We start from the raw sequence: 18,475 nt of genomic DNA on the forward strand, positions 1-18,475 counted from the left end.
GGCGCAGCGCGCCTTCGTCCGCTAGTTGGACAGCGACAGATACGGCGAGCTGAGCGGCGTCGGCGGGAACGGCTGGAGCCCCGTCTGCTTCGTGAAGCTGTAGCGCATGTAGACGGCGGCCAGCCACTCGCGATATTGATAAGCATTGCCGAGCGATGCCGTTGCTCCGAATGCCAGTTGCGGCGCGAGCTGATATTCGCCGACCGCGCTCAGCGAGTAGGAGACGCCGGTCTTGCTCTGGCCGGGATACTGGGCGTTGCTGTCGACGCTGTTGCCGATCAGCGCGGCGTTCGCCGCAGCTGCCGCTTGCAGGCCGCCGGAGTCGCCGAGCGGGAAGTAGTTCGATGCGTCCTGGCGGTAATGCTGCACACCAATCGAGCCTTTCACGTCGTACGTGAAGGCGCCGTTGCGGCCGGTCCACTCGATCGGCAGATTCAGGATCACGTATTGTTGCGGGCTGAAATAACCGCCCTGGCCATACGTGAAGTACGAGAGGTTCTTGTTGTAACGCATGAGCGTCGTGTTCACGCCGACCGTGAGCGTCTGATCGGCGTCCTTCAGAAGGCGTGTATAAACCCCGCCGCCGCCCTTCACCGCGTTGTTGCTCGCAACGTTGTGACCCTGGTAGTACTGGTACGCGGCGTTCACGTACAGACCGTTGGTGCCGTCGTCCCAGGCGAGGCTCGCGAGGCCGCCCGTCGACGTCACGCCGCCCCATTCGAGACCGGATGCAGCGTCGCGCGTGCCCGCGTATGACAGCAGACTGTCGGTCACCGCGCGCCGCGCGACGGCCAGCGAATACGACACCTTGTCGCTGATGCCGCCGTTGTACTGCGCGCCGCCGACAAGGTTGGTCTGGCGAAAGCCGATCGGCGTCACGCCGATGTCGCCGGACAGGGAGCGGCCTTCGTATCCGACCGAGAGCCCTACGCCGCTCGCCGTCTGGCTGCCATAGTTGTTGGTGCCGGCCACGGCGGCCGTGGCAGACGTGCTGTTCGACAGGCCCGCGCCGAAACGCGCGAGCGTCGAGACGTTGCCGGAGGCCGTCCCCGCATCGAGTGTGACGGGCGTCGCCGTCACGACGACATGGCCGTTGCCCGCCTTGATGCGGCCCTGGACGGGCGCCTCGATGTCGGTGAGCGTGGACAGCCCGTCCTCGCCGCTGCGATTGCGAAACACGATGCCGCCCGAGACGGTGCTCGCCTGCTCGCGATTGACCTGCGCCAGTTCCTCGGCCACGCCGAGCGTCTGCGCATTGGCGACATTCGGCTGCGCGTAATTGGCACCGTTGCCGTTCACGCCCGGCTGCTGCGGGTAATACGCTTGCGCGTAGCCGGTGGGCGGTTGCGGGATGTATGGTTGCTGTTGCGCGTAGTAGCCCTGATTGCCGTAAGCCTGCGGCTGCTGCGGGTAGGGTTGGTATGGCTGCTGTCCATATTGCTGTTGCTGCGGATAAGGCTGCTGCTGCGCATAGGGCTGCTGCTGCGCGTACGCCTGCTGCTGCGGATACTGCTGATAAGGCTGCTGCGCATAACCCCGCTGCCCGTAATACGGCTGCTGCGGCGCGTAACCCGCTGCACTGCGGCTGCTTTTCGACGCGCTTTGCTTCTTGCTCGTGGTGCGCTTGCCGTTGGCCGCGCCACTCGTGGGCGCACCGTAAGGCTGCATAGTCCCGGCGTTGGCCTGCGCCGCGCGCGCGGCGGGCGACATGGGCCACGGCGTAGGCACGTAGCCGTCCGGCGTGCCGTACTGCTGCTGCGGATATGGCGCCTGCTGCTGGCCGTACTGTTGTGGATACGGCGCCTGCTGCTGGCCGTACTGCTGCGTATACGGGGCCTGCTGCTGGCCATAAGCCGGGTTGTACGGCTGCTGCATCGGCGCCGCGCCCGGCATCTGCTGCATCGGCGCCGAAGCCGGCATCTGCGGCGAGCCTGCTTCGCGGCCCTGTCCAGGGTAGGGCTGCAACGGCGCACCGGACTGGCTCGAACCGTTGCTCTCCTGACCGTAGCCGCCCGTGTCGGCATTCTGGCGAGGCGCGTTATACGGCAGCGCAGCCGACGCGCCGTTCGGCGCATAAGGCTGCGAGCGTGGCTGCACGTACGGCTGTGAGGTTCGCTGCGAAGTTGGCTGCACGTACGGCTGCCCAGGCGCCGGATAAGGAGCGACGGAAGGAGAGACATACGGCGCGACATACGGGGCGACATACGGGGCGACATACGGCGCAGGCTGCGTGGGCGGCGGATAGTTCGGCACGGTCTGTGTCGGCAATGAGGACTGCGAGTACGGAAGCGAAGCGCGCGCGGCATTCGCCGAAGCATTGAAGCCGAGCGCGGCATTATCGGCATCGGTCGGCGCGACCGTCGCGGTTTTTCCTTCGAAGGGATTGGTGCCTGGCAGCGGCGTCGCGCCGATGCGCCGCATCGCCGTCTCCCAGCCGCGCGGCACGTTGCTCGCGGCGCTGGTGCGCGGCGCGTTCGCCATCAACGGTGTATTCGCGGCGACGAGCGATCGTTGCAGATACGTCGACGCAAGCGACAGCTTGCCCTCGGCGCGATACATGCGCCCGACCGTGGCGAGCACACCGGGGTCGTTGGGCGCCGCCTTCAACGCGTCTTTCGCGAGCGCTTCCGCGTAGTCGAACTGCTTCGCGCCCGACGCAGCGGAAATGGCCGCCTGCAGCAGATTCAGATCGTCGGGCTTGCGCCGCAACGCGACGCGGTAGCTTTCGAGTGCGTTGCGGTCGTCGCCGGCAGTCGCATACAGACGGCCGAGCGCCGCCTGCAGATCGGGGTTGTCCGGCATTGCGGCGAGCCACGGCGCGATCACGTCATAGGCGCTGGCGAGATCGCCGCGCTGACGTACCAGGTCGCACTGCTTGATGACGATGCCTACGTTCAGATTGCCGAAGTCCGTGCGCTGCTGCGGCGTCAGCGGCATCGACGCGAGCCGCCGCATCACCATGCCGAGTTCCGACTCCTGCTGCGTGGCCGACAGAATGCCTGCGTATTGCAGCAGCAGGTCGGTGTTGCCGGGCGCCGCGCTCATCGCACCGCGCACGAGCGTCAGCGCGCGGTTCGGGTCGCCGGCCTGCTGGTAGCCGGCCGCGAGCACGCCGATCAGTTCGGGACTGTTGCCCGCCACCGGCTCGGCGGCGCGCAGCGTCGCCAGCGCCTGTTGCGTCTGGCCGGCGTTTGCCATACGAGTCGCGAGTTCCGCCTGCTGATGCACCCACAGGCGATGCTGCAATGACGCCATCGCGTCGGTGCGTTGCGGCGCCGGTATGCGTTCGAGTTGCGCTAGACCGGTCGACCAGTCCTGCGTTTCCGCGGACAGCAGCGCGCTCGCGTACAGCGCATCCGTCATGTCGGGATGCGCGGCAAGGATGCCGTCCATCATGCTGCGCGCGTTGGCGACCGCCCCCTGGCGCACGTAGATGCGCGCGAGGTCGAGGCGCAGCCACGGGTCGTCGGGCGTGTTGAGCAGCGCGTCTTCGAAGAGACTGCGTGCGCTGCCCAGGTCGCCGCGCGCTTCGGCCGCGCGCGCCTGCGCGGCCTGCGCTTCGCCGCGCAGACGGTTGATGCCGCCCGCCTTCGACTGTTGTTCCGCGTTCAACTGATTGGCGAACTGCAGCGCTTCGTCGCCGCGGCCTTGAGCGGCGAGGGCGCCGACCAGTCCGCGAATCGCGTCGGGGTTGTCGGCCTGGCGGCGCAGCGCCATCCGGTACGCCTGTTCGGCGCCCGCGGCGTCATGGTTGGCGAGCAGCATTTCGCCGAGCAGCACCTGCGCGGTGACGTCCGACGGATTCAGCGCGATTGCGCGTTCGAACAGCGCTTTGGCTTTCGCGAACTCGCCGTTGCTGCGCGCGCCGATCGCGTCGCTCGTGTAGGTCCAGTAGCTCGCGCTGTCGAGCGCGGTTTTCCAGCGCGCCGGATTGCCGTTGCGCGACGCGCGCTCCAGGTAGTTGCGCGCCTCGGCGAAATGCTCCTGCTTGAGCGCGGCGATGCCCATGCCGCCCAGCGCGTCGGTGTCGTTCGGGCTATTGGCCAGCACCGACGAAAACTTCGTGCGCGCGCCGGCCGGGTCGTTGCGATCGAGCGCGGCGAAACCGTCGGCGATCAGGCGTCCGCGCGCGTCCACGCTGGCGTTTTCCTGCGCGCGCTCACGCGCAGCCTTGTCCTGCTGCACCATCGAATCGAAACGCGCCTTCACGGCGGCGTCGTCGCTCGCGCCCTGCAGGTAGGCCTGGTACAGCGCGGCATCCGAGGGACGCGCGTCGAGCCAGAGCAGCGCCTGGCGCCAGCTCTTTTTGGCCGACGCGCCCACTGTGCTGTCGCCCGCCAGCTTTTGCAGCCGCGCGATACCGTCGCGGCGCGTGACGTCGCGATAGGTCAGATGCTGCGCGTAAGCGAGCGCGTAACGCGCATCGTCGGGATTGTCGCGCGCCAGCTGTTCGAGTCCGCGGCGCGCCTGGTCCCAGCCTTGCGGCGTCGCCGAGAGCGCCTGGTAGTATTCCAGCTGCAATTCGGGCGTGGCCGGCTTGCCGGTCAAAGCCCGCTGATACTCCTGCACCGCGCTCGCGCTCTGACCGCTTTGCGCGAGCCGCCGCGCGTCGTTCACGGTCTGATCGCGCAGGCTCGATTCGCCGAGCCGCCGGCCGAGGTCGTCCAGACGCGGGTAGTCGGGCGCAACCGCCTTCAGCCGCGATAGATACTGCTGCGCACCCGCGCCGTCCTTGCGGTCCGCGAGCACCATGCCCATGCCGAACAGCGCGTCCGGCTGTTTCGGGTCGATGCGCAGAACCTTGAGCCACGCCTGTTCGGCGAGGTCGCCACGCTGATGCGACTGCCAGTACTTGCCCTGGTCGATCAGCACGCTCATCGGATCTTTGGACGCCTGCGCCAGCGCGTCGGGCGCGGCGGCGGCCAGACAGCACACGAGCGGCGCGCTCAGCGCGAAGCGCAGCGACCATGCGAGGGCGCTCAGTCGCATGCGTTCCTCCAGTTCGGCACGAGACGGCCGCTTTCGTCAAAGCGATAGCGCCCGTCGATAAAACCCGTGCCGAACAAGCCCAGCACCCTGTCGTAGTACACCGGTTCGCGGCCCGGCACGCTCGCGTCGAGCGCGGCCAGGTGCGCGCGCGCGAGGCCGAGCCCGTGCGCGTCGCCTTGCGCCTTGAAGTACGGCGCGAGCGCACCCCAGTAGCTGAGCGGACCTTCGCCGCTTGCGTTGCCGCTGGTCGACGAAACTTTCTCGGGCGGAAAGCCGTTTTGCGCGACTCGCGCGCGCATGCCGCCGAGCGCCGCGAGCCACGGCTTCGCGAGCGGATCGGCGGGCGCGGCGAGGCCGGCCCACAGATAGACGCGGATCGCGTCGTAGCTGCCGGTGTCGCCGCTTTTCGGATCCACCACGAACTGGCCGTTCTGCCACGCGGCCCAGTCGGGCGCGAAGCCTTGCGGCGAAGTGGTCTTGATCAATCGGTAGGCGCTCTCCGCGAGCTTCGCCCACGGGCCGTTGGGCAACTCGTGCGCGAGCGCGCGCAGCACGGGCAGCGGCAGATAGCTCGGATTGAGCCGCGTGACGCCGCCGTCCTTGAAGCCTTGCGGTCCGGGCAACAGCATCGGACCGACACCTGGCAGGTTCGTCATCTCGTCGCGAGCAATGCGGGCCGCGAGTGCCTGGCCGAGTTGCGTGTAAGCAGGCTCGTGCCACAGGCGTCCGGCCTGCAGCAGGTCGTAGGCGATCCACAGGTCGGAGTCGGAAGCTGAATTGGGGTCCAGCACGCCATACGAGCCGTCCGCTTTCCGGCCCCATTGCCAGGCCGGCAGGCGCAGGTTCTGCGGATCGAACTGATTGCCCGCGAGGTTGGTGCGCGTCCAGTTCAGAAGCCGGTCGAAGGTCGCGCGATCGTTCGCGACGAGGGCGAAGAAGAGGCCGTACGACTGGCCTTCGGAGGTGGTCTGCTGGGTCGGCGTCGAGTAGTCGATCACGCGGCCGTCGGCCTGCACGAAGCGTTCGACAAAGGTGCGATAGCCGCTCCAGTCGCCGCAGGCGCCCGGCGCTGCGGCCGGCTGCGCGGCCTTCACGAGCCGCGCGAATCCCGCCGATGCGGCGAGTCCGAGCGTCAGGCCGAGCGCCAGCGCGAGGCCCTGTTTCCTGTTGATTCGAAACCGCATATCAGTCCTGTGAATCGTTCAAACGGCGCGCCGCAATGGAGCGCAGCATCCGGTAGAACAGCCCGGCGATGATCAGCGCGGCGAGCACGCCGCCCAGCATCAGCAGAAGCGGATGCGACGACAGCGCCCAGCGCAGGTACTCCTGCGGCGACAGATGGCCGACATAGTAGGCTTCGCCGTTCGAGGCGATGGTCACCGTGCGGCCGTGAATCACGGCCATCGCGCCTTGGATTTCCGGCAGCATGTCGGCGTCGAGCAGCGCGGCGGACAGATCGGCGTCCGACTGGCCGGCCGCGCTGATCAGCGCGACCGCGCTGCGGCCCTTCTTGAGCGGCGACTCGAAGCCGGTGAGGAGCGCGTCGCCGTTCGAACTGACGAGCGTCAGGTCCGCGCGCGCGGGCAGGCGCTCGACGCCGCGTTCGCCGTGCCACCAGTCCTCGAGCTTGAAAACGATGTCGGAGATCTGGAACGTGTGCGAGTCGCCGTTGCTCGAGAAGGGCATCGACTTCGCCCAGCGTTGCAAAAGCGGCTGCTTGCCCGGCGCGCCGAAAATCAGCAGGTCCTTGTCGGCGTACTTGTCGACGTCGTCGGCAGTGCCCACAGTCACGCCCGCTACCGGATAGCCGGTCGAGGCGCCCATGCGGCCCATGGTCAGCAGATACAGGCTGTAGTCGCTCGAGTCCGCGTCCTGCGGCAGGATCGCCGCGGTTTCCGACAGATCGGCCATGCGCGTGAACGGAAAGCCGCTGTTCGCGAACGCCGCCAGATCCGGCAGCGCCATGTAGTGCGGGAACGACGAGAGGTCGATGGTCGAGTTCGGGTCCACCGCGCCAATCACGTTTTGCAGCAGGCGGCCATGACATTCGCCGGTGTTCGGAATGTCGTAATAGAAGTGCAGCCGCAACTGTGCGCGCGGCGTCAGCAGAAGCGGCGGGATATGCACCGTGCGGCGCGCCTCGGCGGTTTTGTCGGGCAGCACCCGCGCGAAGTAATGGCTCAATTCGAACATGGAGCTCGACTCGGCCGGAATCGGCAGCGACTGCACGAAGCCCTTGTTCACACTCACATTCAGCGACGAGCGGTCGCGCAGCGGCCGGGGTGTATAGCGGTAACGCAGGTCGATCGGCGCGCCCTTGGTGTGCCACATGAACAGGTCGGGCGGCACGCGCAGGTTCACGTGGACCGCGTCGGCATCGTAGCCGGACACGGTCAGGTCGCTCGCGTCGGCGAGTTCGCCGAAGCGGACCGGGCGGTTGGTCGGCAGCCAGTTCGGCGCGTCGTACGGGGCGCGCTTCGCGAGTTCGGTCAGCCCCGTGATGGTCGCGCTTTGTCCCGTCAGCATGTTGCGGCCGATGCCAAGCGCGCGCGCGGCGATTTTCAGCTCGGCGTCGCTGCGCCCGAGCACCAGCAGCAGCTTGCCGCGCGCAGGCGCGTCGCGCTCCACCACTGCCACGGTCGGGCCCGAGATGGGCGGAATCTTCACACCGGCGGGACGCTGATCGTCGGTGGCAAACACGACGGCGTTGCCCGACAGCGGCACGTTGTCCTGCTGCGCCGGGAAAACTGCGCCGCGATAGCCGGCGAGCGCGCCGAACCACGAGGCCACGATGCCGCCCGCTTCGAGCGTGCCGGCGCTGGGCTTTTGCGGAAACACGAACGGCAGTTCGAGGCGGCGCACGTCGCGGCGGTCGAAGAACGGCTGCGGCAAGGCCGCGAGATCCGGCTTGCTGGCGAGCGACGCATACGTGAGATCGAGCGAACTCGCATTGCTGACGGTGGCCCACAGCGACGAGTTCGCCGGGTCTTCGCAGTTCGTCGTGTAATGGCCGATCAGCTGGACGTTCAGGTGATTGAATTCGGTGACGAAGCGCGGGTCGATCGAAACGTCGCGCGCGACCATCATGCCGGCCTGTTCGCGCGGCACGGGCAGCGTGGCGGCGACCTCGCCGTTCACCAGCACCTTCAACTGCGAGAGGTTCGGCAGCAGCGCGGGCGAGTAGCTATAGATCAGATGCAGGGTGGCGCCGGTCACCACTTCGTCGCCGCGCACCGAGAACGCGACGCCGTTCTGGCCGTCGGTGCCGCGCAGTTGCAGCGGGTCGAGCGCGCCCAGGTCGGCGAACGTGAGGGTCTGGCGGCGGCCGCCCGGCACCAGCGTGCCCGGCTCGGCCGTGGTGGGCGTCTTGACGCCGAGGGCCTTCACGGCCGATGCGGCGAGCGCTGGGGTCGGCGTGGCGAGCGGCGCCTGGGCGATCATTGCGGAATCGTAGGGCACCGCGGGGCCCGGCGGCGCGACGTTGCCCGCGGCTGTGCCGGGGGCCGCGCCGCTGGTCGGACTGGCGGCGGCAGCCGCCGCTTGCGCCGCCGTGGCGAGCGGCGCCGCGATTGCGGTTTGCAGCGCGAGCCAGCATGCGACCCCGCATGCGACCCCGCGCGCGAGGCGCGAGGCGCGGCTATGTTGCGCGCCGCGCGGCTGCCAGTGTGTATCGCTGCGCGTGTCGTTGCGCTCGTGCTTCGAGCGTTTGGTGCTTCCCTTCGCCATCCTGTTGCGCATAGATCAGTCTTTGGTTTTTAGCTTCTTGACGTCCACCGGACGGCTTTTCAGCGAGCTTCGCACGTCGCTGTAAAGGTGCTCGAAGAGCCCCGCGATGCCGCGCGCTCCGACCGTGAGCACGTGCGAGAGGCCGCGCAGCGGCGTGTCCTGCTGGCGTCCTTCAGCCCAGCCGGTCCAGGCGTCGGCGCGCGCAAAGGTGGTCTTCACGAACTCGTATTCCTGCTCGCGCGTCATCGCGGAAAAGCGCAGTCCCACGCGGCCCGGCGCGGTGAAGCCTACGGTGGCGGGGAACGCGTATTCCTCGTCGCCGCGAAACAGCGAAACGGTGACGCGCTCGTGCATCGGCACCTGAATCGCGGCCGGCAGCGCGACACCCACGCCGCCTTCCGAATAGTCGATGGTGCGGCACGCGAGCGTGCGGCCCGTCGAGAACTTCAGCATGACCGGCATTTCCATCGCGACGCGGTGCACCGCGCGAATCTGCCGCCGCTCTCTTGCCGCGGCCACGCTCGCGCCGAGAATGAGCATGTTGTAGACCGTCCAGCCCAGGTTCAGCAGCGTGGTCTGCACGACGCTGCGCGTGTGCCAGTTCAGGTAGATATGCACGATGCCCACGCAGAAGCCGATCAGGTTCAGCAACAGCAGGAACAGGTACGGCCGCGAGATCGCCCAGTCGAAATAGTTCTTTTCGATCTGGCCGCCCTTGGCCGTGACGTTGAACTTGCCGAGCTTCGGGTTGATCAGCGCGAGCAGCGTGGGCGCGGTAATGTACGACGCCAGCACCGACTCGTACACCTCGGCCCAGAACGAATGACGGAATGAGCGCTGCATGCGCGAATTGGTAATGCTCGCGTGCATCATGTGCGGCAGCGCGTAGATCGCAATGGTGCTCGCGGCGGCCTCGATTACGTGCGCGCCGAAGAACAGATACGACAGCGGCGCCGTCAGGAACACCAGACGCGGGATGCCGTAAAAGAAGTGCATCATCGCGTTCAGGTAGCACAGCCGCTGACCGAGCTTCAGGCCCTTGCCGGTGAGCGGATTGTCGATGCGGAAAATCTGCGTCATGCCGCGCGCCCAGCGGATGCGCTGGCCGATGTGGCCTGACAGGCTTTCGGTGGCGAGCCCGGCGGCCTGAGGAATCGCCAGATAAGCGGTGGTGTAGCCGAGCCGGTGCAGCTTGAGCGCCGTGTGCGCGTCTTCGGTGACGGTTTCCACTGCAATGCCGCCGATCTCTTCCACCATGCTCCGGCGCAACAGCGCGCACGAACCACAGAAGAACGTGGCGTTCCACAGGTCGTTGCCGTCCTGCACGAGCCCGTAGAACAGCTCGCCTTCGTTCGGCACTTTGCGGAAGGTGCCGAGGTTGCGCTCGAACGGGTCGGCGGAAAAGAAGTGGTGGGGCGTTTGCAGCATCGACAGCAGCTTGTCGCGCAGGAACCAGCCGAGGCCGATCTGCAGGAACGAGCGGGTCGGAATGTGGTCGCAGTCGAAAATGGCGAGGTATTCGCCGCTCGTAATCTTGAGCGCCTCGTTGATGTTGCCGGCCTTCGCGTGGCGGTTGTGCGTGCGGATCGTCCAGTTGACGCCGACTTCCTCGCAGAACGCCTTGAACTCGGGACGGCGGCCGTCGTCGAGCACGTGAATGGACAGCTTGTCGGCCGGATAGTCGAGTGCGAGCGCCGCGTAGATGGTCGGCTTCACCACCGAGAGCGGTTCGTTGTAGGTGGGAATGAACACGTCGACGGTCGGCCACGCGTCGCGGGAGGCGGGCAGCGGCATCGGCTTGCGCTTGAGCGGCCAGGCCGTCTGGAAGTAGCCGAGCAGCAGCACGAGCGTCGAATAAACTTCGGCGGACACGAGCAGCAGACCCCATGCTGCGTCGAGCGGATGCTCCCAGTAGGTCGTTGCGGTGAGCCGCCAGTACATATAGCGGCCCGAAGTGACCACCGAGAGCATGATCATCACCATCGTCGCGTAACGGCCTTGCAGGCGGCGAAACAGCAGCGCCGTGATGAAGCAGCAGGTGGCGAACGTGAGTTGCTCGTAAAACGCGAGCGGCACCGTGAAGACGAAGTACAGCGTGACGAGCGCGAACAGCGTGACCAGCCCCGTGACGATGCGGCTGTTCCAGAAGCGCGCGTCGACGAGGCGTTCGAGCCGCGACGGTTCCACCGCTTCGATGGGCTGCGATTGCGGCGTGCTCATGCCACGTTCCTCGGCGAGACCGCGATGGCGTCGACCGCCGCCATGAGCCACGTGCCGCAGGCGCGGAAGTCGGCGGCGGCCTGGCTCAACGGGTCGTAATGGATGAGCGTGGTGTCGCAGGCAAGCGCTTCGCTCACGCCTTCGTCCAGATGAATCACGCCCGGGAACAGTCTGTCGCCGAGCATCTGGCGCAGAACCTTCAGCACGTCCTTGGTCAACTGGCGCGACTGGTCGATCTGGTTCACCACGTAGCCGACGCCGCCGAACTCCGCGCGCGGCGCCGCGTAGGTGTCGATCAGCCGCTCCATTTGCGGAATGGCCGCGTACGACGCCGCGTCGGCGAGCACCACGTTCAGCGCGAAGGTGGCCGCGCACAACGCGGCGCGCACGTACGTGGAGGAACCCGGCGGCGTGTCGACGATCACCACGTCGGACGCGTCGAGCCGCAAGCTGCGCAGCGCGTGCGCGAGCCACAGCGGGTCCTGGTCGACATGTGCCTCGAAGCGGCGGCGGTCTTCTTCGAGCACGGCGCCGTAGGGCAGGACGGTGACGCCGTCGACGCCGTCGAACATTACCGACTGCCACGCGTCGCCGGTCAACGTGGCGCGCGACAGGCCGTCGATGCTGTCGAGCGGCACGCCGAAGTGCAGGCGCAGCGCGTTCTGCGGATCGAGGTCGAGCGCGATCACGCGACGGCCGCTCGCGGCCAGCACGGAAGCGAGATTGGCGGCAAGCGTGGTCTTGCCGACGCCGCCTTTGGCGGACACCACCGCGATGACCTTCATGAGCGACGCGGGCCGTTGACGAGCCACGAGTTGGGCGCCGGGGCTTCGGGCGGGCGCGCGGACGCGGCGGCGGTGCCGTGCGGCGTGCCGCGCAGACGGTCGAACAGCGACTGCAGCGCGACGGGTTCCGCCGCGGGCGCAGCGGCGCGGGTGGGCGCGGACTCATCCTGGCGGCTGAAAAGTTTGCCGAGGATGGAGGCTGGGGGCGGTGGAGGTGTATGGGTTGCGGCTGGCGTGGGTTCGAACTTTGGGGTTGCCGCTGCCACAGGTGCGGACGCGGGCGCCGACGCGAAGGCGGGCGCCGACGCGGGAGCCAGTGCCGACGCGAAGGTGGGCACCGGCGGCAACGCGGACCTGGCTGTCGGCGCGTCCATCAACGAAGACACCGACGCCGACATCGGCGCGGACATCCGCGCGGACACCGACGAAGACATCGGCGCCGACATCGGCGCAACAGCCGGCGCCGCAGTCTGCGCCGTCCCGGGAGCCGGAGTGCCAGCCCTGGCAAACAAGTGCGTCTGCGCCTGAACGTGCGCTTCTGCCGGCGCGGCCGCCGGATCACCCGTCACCGGCGGCACTGCATCCGCCGATCCGAAAGGCGACACCCGCGCCGTCGTGCCGCTGGTATCCAGCGCGCCGAAGCGCGCCGCGCCGCGCGGCCCGGCCGGCGCTGCCGCCGCCGCCGCGACAACCGGCGGAATGTCGCGCCGCGGCGATCGCGTGAAAAGCGGCGCTTTTGCGCGCATGACCGAGACGGCGTCTTTCGGCGCGGCGTCCTCACGCGCGGCGGCAGGCGCTGCTGCGGCGGGCTCGTCGTCGGCGGGCTGCGGCCTCGTGCTGGTCTGCGCGTGCGGCCCGATAGCGGGAATCGGCGGTTGCCGCAGATCCAGCGTGACCAGCAGCGGCCAGCGCGTGCGCGCCGTATGTGCTTCGTTTTCGCGACCGATTTCCTGGTACGCGTTGGCGTCGCCGCCGAAATGATCGAATAATTTTTCGATGTCGCTTGATGAACTCATGATGCCGCCATTCTTGTCATGACCCGCGTTACCCGGTCTTTATGCGCAGCCGCCGCAGACCCAAACCGATTACCAACCGGCTGGCGGCGCGCACCGGTCCTGCACGCCGCCAGCCCTTGTCGCTGTTATTTTTTCCGCTGTTGTTATGTCACAACGGGTGACGGCCGAGCCGGAATTCCAGCGCGGTATCGTCCGCATAGTCGCCGGTCTGCACGACCGACAGACCCTGCGCGCCCAGCGCGCTCAACCACGTTTGATACGCGCCCTCGAGAAAGGCCGGCGTCCACGCGAGCGCGCTGTCGCCGAATGCCGGCAGCGGCGCGCAGTAATGGACGATGCGTAGCGACTCGCGTACGTCCGCCAGTTCAACATAGCCCCAATCGATCGCCTGCCAGCGCGCGTTAAGCGTGCGCGCGAGGTCCGCCGTCGAGTCGCAGGCAGGCAGCGGATGCGCGGCCGCAAAGCGGCTGCCCACCCGGTGCATCAGCTGACGCAACTCGGCGCGACCAATCTGCGCTTCGAACTCTGAGGCCAGTGCAGAAAGCATGCCTCGCCATTGCGGTGACAGTTGACGTTCCAGCAGGTAATCGAGGATTGCAGCCATGTTGTCTGGAGAATGGCCGTCGCGGGAAACTGCATAGCGCAGATGCCGACGACCGGGTGCAGGAGAAAGGTGTTCGTATAAATCGCGCATTGCACGCGGGCCCAAGTTACTTTTGCCGAAATAACCAGGCGCTTCCGCACACTTTGGAGCAGTCTACTTAAGACATTAACTTTTAGCCACTTTCGGTCACCTGGCCGATACACGCGAAACGGTTGCCCGACGAACACATCGCCAGCATGCGTGGCCCCGTCGACGCCTTGCAGAGCCGGCCGTTGTGCAGTTCGCAGCGTCGAGGCGGCATCAACGTCGGCATCTCGCCGGTTCTTTAAGGCTGTGCTTGCGCCACCACAACCGTCGTAAAAATGCAGCGCGCAATAATACCGTCGGAATTAATTTCCGGGCACAGAATGTATGATCTTTAACAATGCGGTCCCCAATCGGCATAACCGGATGTCCGCTGCGTGACAGCCCGAACGCCTCGCCTGCTGAAAGCCTCCCTGTATTAATTGCCGAATAATGTCGTAAAGGCTAAACATTCGTCAGACGTTTGCCGATATACATAGGTAAAGTGACCGGACCCGCCCCTAGCCATCGCTATGTTCCTGACCTTGCCGCAGCAATCCGCCGATGCCGGACTGCGCGAGCGCTTCCACCAGCGCTCGCTCGAACATCAGCGTCCGCTTTCGACGGTGACCATGGCGTTCACGGTCGTCGCCTTTCTTTGTCTTGTGGCGGCGCGCGGCCTTGCCGACGAGCCGGCAAAGCCGCTGGCATACCGGCTCGGCTGCGCACTGGTGCTGGCGCTGCTGGTGCTCGCCATCCCGCGCACGCGGTCCACCTGGACCTTCGGCGCGATCGGCGTGGCATTCTCGCTCACGCTCGTGGTCGGCCTGGCGCTCAACGTGGCAGGTGTGCAACAGCCGCTGCTGTGGAGCTTGCCGGCTTTGGTCGTCATACCGGTCTGCGCCGCGCCGCTGTGGCTTACGCCCACGCATTTCTTCGTCGGCAGCGCGTTTTTCTATGCGGCTGCGGCCGGTTTGCTGCTCGGTGCGCCGCGCACGGCCGAATTGAATGTCGTGGTGTGGATGTGGGTCGCGGCGATCGGCATGCCGACCGCTGTCGTTTTTCACTTCGGCTTTTATTGGTTCCGCCGCAATCACTTTTTGCTCGAGGACCGACTCGCGCAACTGGCCGCCACCGATCCGCTGACCGGCCTGCAAAACCGCCGTGCATTCGTTACCCAGGCTGAGCGCCGCCTTGCCGACATCGCGCAGGGCGGGCAGGTGAGCGCGATCTTTCTCGACATCGACAACTTCAAGTCGCTGAACGACCGCTTCGGACATGCGGTGGGCGATCTCGCTTTGCGTCAGGTCGCCCAGGTTCTGCTCGATGGCACCTCGCGCACCGACAGCGTGAGCCGGATCGGCGGCGAGGAGTTCGCGGTGCTGTCAAGCGAAGGACTTGACGGCGCGCTCGAGCTCGCCGAGCAATTGCGCGGCGCGATTGCGGCGCTCGAGCGACCCGACGGCAATCTGACTGCCAGCTTCGGCGTGGCCGAGCACCGCAGCGGCGAGAACATCATGGTGCTGCTCGATCGCGCTGACGAAGCCTTGCTGCGCGCCAAGCATTCCGGCCGCAACCGCGTGTGCGCCGAGCGCCCTTTACCCGACGCCCCGCTGCAAACGCTGATCGAAGACGCTTGCGGCGCAGCGGGCACCGCCGGCTTGCGGCATAAATGGGAGGACTATTACCTGACCTCGCACTTTCAGCCGCTCTTCAGCCTGTCGCATCAGAAGCAGATTGGTTTCGAGGCGCTGCTGCGCGGCGAACTGGAAGACGGCACGCTGCTGCCGCCGGCCGTGCTGTTCGCACCCAAGCCGTCGAGCGACGAGGGCGTGCTCGACCGCGCGAGCCACGCCGTGCATCTGGCCAATGCGCGCGCTTCGTTGCCCGGCGAAGGTTGGCTGTTCCTCAACATTCTGCCGGCCACCTTCGTCGCCGAAGGCTATGCCGATGAACTGGCCGGCATCGTGCAGAGAGTGGGGCTCGCGCCGGAGCAACTGGTGCTGGAGATTCTCGAATCGCACGGCGGCAGCGTCGACGACATGTCGCGCGCGGCGGCCTTGTACCGCGAGCACGGTTTCGTGATCGCGGTTGACGACTTCGGCGCGGGCCAATCGAACCTCGACAGGCTGCTGCGCATTCGTCCGGACATCGTCAAGCTCGACGGCGAACTGATACGCGCGACCGGCCACGGCACAGGCCAACCGATTCTGCCGAAGCTCGTGTCGCTGTTGCATCAGGCCGGCATGCTGGTGGTGGTGGAGGGCGTAGAGACAACCGAGGAACTGATACTCGCGGTCGAATCGAACGTGGACTTCGCGCAAGGCTATCTGCTCGGGCGGCCAGCCCCCGAGATCACACCGCCGGGTTCGGTGCATGTGCGTATAGACGATGCTTTCGACGTAATCGCGCAAGGCCGCGCGCATCAGCATGCGCTGTTCGAATCCGAGGTGGAGCCGTATCGCGTCGCATTGCGCGAGGCCGCAGCCGCATTGCAGGCGGGCGCCGACATGACGCGCGCGTTCGCCACTCTCGCGACGTTCGAGCGTTCCGTGAGCTGCTTCATGCTGGACGATTCAGGGCGGCAGATCGGGCCGGAAGTGCCGGGCCCGGCATGGGTGAAGGACGGCGCGTCGCTGCAGCCAGTGGCCAACCCACGCGACGCGCGCTGGGACCATCGGCCGTATTATCGCAATGCGGTGCTGCTCCCGGGCGTGGCGGTCGCTAGTAATCCTTACCTTTCTCTCGCGAGCGGCCGGCCTTGCATTGCGGTCACGCTCGCCGTGCAGTTCGCCGATGAGCGCTCGGTGATCGGCGTGGAGCTGGACTGGTCCGCGCAAGGGCTGCCGTGGCCGGCGGGGGAGTGAGGGGCAGCCAGGCGCGCAAGGGCGTTGGGCTTTATCCGCCGTACATGGCGGAGTGTGCAATCACACCGGTTTGTGCCTTCGGGGTAACTGCATCTGACCATGTGTTCGCCAGAGGCATTCAGTCAGTAGCCGCCCGCCACGGCGCCATCGGAACCCGCTCCCCGCTTATACGACGCCGCCAGTTCCCCCGCCGCGCGGCTCAGCAAACCAGTATCGGTTCCCACTGCCACAAACAAAGCCCCCGCGGCCAGATACTCCTCGGCGATCGCGCGGTCCGGCGCCAGCACGCCCGCTGCTTTGCCAGCATGCCGCACGGTTTCTATGCCGTCGCGAATCGCCGCGCGCACGCTTGCATCGCCTGGCTTGCCGAGTAGTCCCATCGACGCGCTCAGATCCGAAGGCCCGAAAAACACGCCGTCGACGCCCTCCACTGCCGCAATCGCCGGCAGGTTCTGCATACTCCGCACCGTCTCGGCTTGCACGATCACGCACAGTTCGTCGGCAGCGCAATCGAGGTAGTCGGGCACACGGTTCCAGCGTGACGCGCGCGCCAACGCACTGCCCACCCCGCGAATGCCGTGCGGCGGGTAACGTGTTGCCGCGACCGCGGCGGCGGCCTCGTCGGCGGTGTCGATCATCGGCAATAGTAGCGTCTGCGCGCCGATGTCGAGCAGTTGCTTGATCAATGCGCTGTCGCTTCGCACCGGCCGCACGACCGGATGCGATGCGTAGGCCGCGACGGCCTGCAATTGCGCGAGCGTGCTGCGTACGTCGTTCGGCGCGTGTTCGTTGTCGATCAGCAACCAGTCGAAACCGGCGGTGGCGAGCAGCTCGGTCACGTACGCGTCGGCAAGCGCGGCCCACAGCCCGAATTGCGGCTTGCCTTCGCGCAGCGCGCGCTTGAAGGTGTTTTGCGGTAAAGACATCAGCGCACTCAAATGAAGTTCAAAGCAATGCCGCCGAGCGGACCATAGTCGACATGGAATGTGTCGCCTGCCTTTGCGGCAATCGGACTCGTGAACGAGCCGCTCAGAATGACGTCGTTTGCGTTGAGCATTTCGTCGTATGGGGCAATCTTGTTCGCGAGCCACGCTACGCCCGTGGCCGGATGATTCAGCACGGCCGCCGCGAGCCCGCTTTCCTCGACGGCGCCGTTCCTGTACAGCAGCGCGCCGACCCAGCGAAGATCGACATCCAGCGGACGCACGGGGCGTCCGCCCAGCACGACGCCGGCATTGGCCGCGAAGTCGGAAATCGTGTCGTACACCTTGCGCGGCGCGCGCGTCTCGCGGTCGAATTGTTCGATGCGCGCGTCGATGATCTCCACGGCGGGCGTGACGTACGCAGTCGCATCCAGTACATCGAACAGCGTGACACCGGGGCCTTTGAGCGGCCTGTTCAACACGAACGCCAGTTCCACTTCTACGCGCGGCGCAATAAAGCGATCCGCGCGAATGTCCTGACCATTTTCGATAAACATGCTATCGAGGAGCGGCGCGTAGTCCGGCTCGTCGATTTGCGACGAACGCTGCATTGCGCGCGACGTGAGTCCGATCTTGCGCCCTTTGATTGCATGGCCTTCGGCGAGTTTGAGCTTGACCCATTCGCGCTGGATCGCGTAGCCGTCCTCAACCGTCATCTGCGGATAGGCGGCGGAAAAGTGGCGCAATTGCGTGCGGGTTTTCTCGGCGTGGTCGAGTTGCGCAGCGAGCTCGCGAATGGTTTGGATGTCTAACATAATGAATTCTCTATTGAGCCGCAACGAGTGTGCATCGGCTCGCTAATGGGCGTTGAGCCGCGCGTGGAGGTTGTTGTGTTTCCAGGTGCCGGCCTCGCTGAATTCGTTGAGTTCCAGCGACAAAGCGAGCCCACTCTGTGCGAACTCGGCGGCGAAGTGCTCCTTGATGAGCGTGAACAAGGCGTCGCCGGTAGCTTTTTTCACGACGTCAGAGCGTCCAGCGGCGATCTTCAGGTTCGCGTGCAGAAAGGCTGCGTCGGCGCGCCCGTCCGCAATGCAATAGTGTTCGCAGCGCAGTGCGCGCACGCGAATGCCGCCGGGCGGATAGACACGCTGACCGTTCTCGCGCTGTTCGGCAAGACATTGAGCGAGCGTATTGCACAGGCGGCCAATACTTTCATTGTCAGCGAGATTGGCGCTGTACTCGAGTGTCAGATGCGGCACGATAAGTTCTCCGTTGTCGATTC

At 66.5% G+C, this 18,475-nt stretch carries 11 protein-coding genes; 1 reads left to right on the forward strand and 10 read right to left on the reverse strand.

Features of this window, described 5'->3' with window-relative positions; all coding sequences use genetic code 11:
* Nucleotides 1-21 precede the first annotated feature (21 nt).
* The 7 genes from F757_RS0101065 to bcsD form a co-directional block, all read right to left on the reverse strand.
* On the reverse strand, nt 22-4,989 hold the full coding sequence (locus F757_RS0101065) for a cellulose synthase subunit BcsC-related outer membrane protein (RefSeq protein ID WP_027209748.1): 4,968 nt from the start codon (nt 4,987-4,989) through the stop codon (nt 22-24).
* Nucleotides 4,980-6,173: a cellulose synthase complex periplasmic endoglucanase BcsZ gene (bcsZ, locus tag F757_RS0101070; protein ID WP_027209749.1), complete on the reverse strand. Its 1,194-nt coding sequence runs from the start codon at nt 6,171-6,173 to the stop codon at nt 4,980-4,982. Before bcsZ ends, F757_RS0101065 begins: the two co-directional genes overlap by 10 nt.
* Before the next feature lies 1 nt (nt 6,174).
* Nucleotides 6,175-8,727 carry a cellulose biosynthesis cyclic di-GMP-binding regulatory protein BcsB gene (gene bcsB / locus F757_RS0101075; RefSeq protein WP_027209750.1) on the reverse strand — a complete coding sequence of 851 codons (2,553 nt, stop codon included), beginning with the start codon at nt 8,725-8,727 and terminating at the stop codon, nt 6,175-6,177.
* Nucleotides 8,728-8,730: 3 nt separating this feature from the next.
* The gene (bcsA, locus tag F757_RS0101080) at nt 8,731-10,935 is read right to left on the reverse strand and encodes a UDP-forming cellulose synthase catalytic subunit (RefSeq protein ID WP_027209751.1); all 2,205 of its coding nucleotides are present in this window, start codon (nt 10,933-10,935) and stop codon (nt 8,731-8,733) included.
* On the reverse strand, nt 10,932-11,720 hold the full coding sequence (gene bcsQ, locus F757_RS0101085) for a cellulose biosynthesis protein BcsQ (protein ID WP_027209752.1): 789 nt from the start codon (nt 11,718-11,720) through the stop codon (nt 10,932-10,934). Before bcsQ ends, bcsA begins: the two co-directional genes overlap by 4 nt.
* Nucleotides 11,717-12,736 carry a cellulose biosynthesis protein BcsP gene (bcsP, locus tag F757_RS0101090; RefSeq protein WP_027209753.1) on the reverse strand — a complete coding sequence of 340 codons (1,020 nt, stop codon included), beginning with the start codon at nt 12,734-12,736 and terminating at the stop codon, nt 11,717-11,719. Before bcsP ends, bcsQ begins: the two co-directional genes overlap by 4 nt.
* Before the next feature lie 148 nt (nt 12,737-12,884).
* Nucleotides 12,885-13,340 carry a cellulose biosynthesis protein BcsD gene (bcsD, locus tag F757_RS0101095; RefSeq protein WP_027209754.1) on the reverse strand — a complete coding sequence of 152 codons (456 nt, stop codon included), beginning with the start codon at nt 13,338-13,340 and terminating at the stop codon, nt 12,885-12,887.
* 596 nt (nt 13,341-13,936) lie between these two features.
* Here bcsD and F757_RS0101105 point away from each other — a divergent pair.
* The gene (locus F757_RS0101105; RefSeq protein ID WP_027209755.1) at nt 13,937-16,270 is read left to right on the forward strand and encodes a bifunctional diguanylate cyclase/phosphodiesterase; all 2,334 of its coding nucleotides are present in this window, start codon (nt 13,937-13,939) and stop codon (nt 16,268-16,270) included.
* Between the two features lie 122 nt (nt 16,271-16,392).
* Here F757_RS0101105 and hpaI read toward each other — a convergent pair whose 3' ends face one another.
* The 3 genes from hpaI to F757_RS0101120 are packed head-to-tail and all read right to left on the reverse strand — an operon-like array spanning nt 16,393 to nt 18,452.
* The gene (gene hpaI / locus F757_RS0101110; RefSeq protein WP_027209756.1) at nt 16,393-17,196 is read right to left on the reverse strand and encodes a 4-hydroxy-2-oxoheptanedioate aldolase; all 804 of its coding nucleotides are present in this window, start codon (nt 17,194-17,196) and stop codon (nt 16,393-16,395) included.
* 8 nt (nt 17,197-17,204) lie between these two features.
* Nucleotides 17,205-18,008, reverse strand: a complete 804-nt coding sequence (gene hpaH, locus F757_RS0101115; RefSeq protein ID WP_027209757.1) for a 2-oxo-hept-4-ene-1,7-dioate hydratase — start codon at nt 18,006-18,008, stop codon at nt 17,205-17,207.
* Nucleotides 18,009-18,050: 42 nt separating this feature from the next.
* Nucleotides 18,051-18,452 (reverse strand): 5-carboxymethyl-2-hydroxymuconate Delta-isomerase, encoded by a 402-nt coding sequence (locus F757_RS0101120; protein WP_027209758.1) that lies wholly within the window; start codon nt 18,450-18,452, stop codon nt 18,051-18,053.
* Between the last annotated feature and the right edge of the window lie 23 nt (nt 18,453-18,475).

The sequence above is a fragment of the Burkholderia sp. WSM2232 genome (genome assembly GCF_000472545.1).
In the GTDB taxonomy this organism is placed as follows: Bacteria; Pseudomonadota; Gammaproteobacteria; order Burkholderiales; family Burkholderiaceae; genus Paraburkholderia.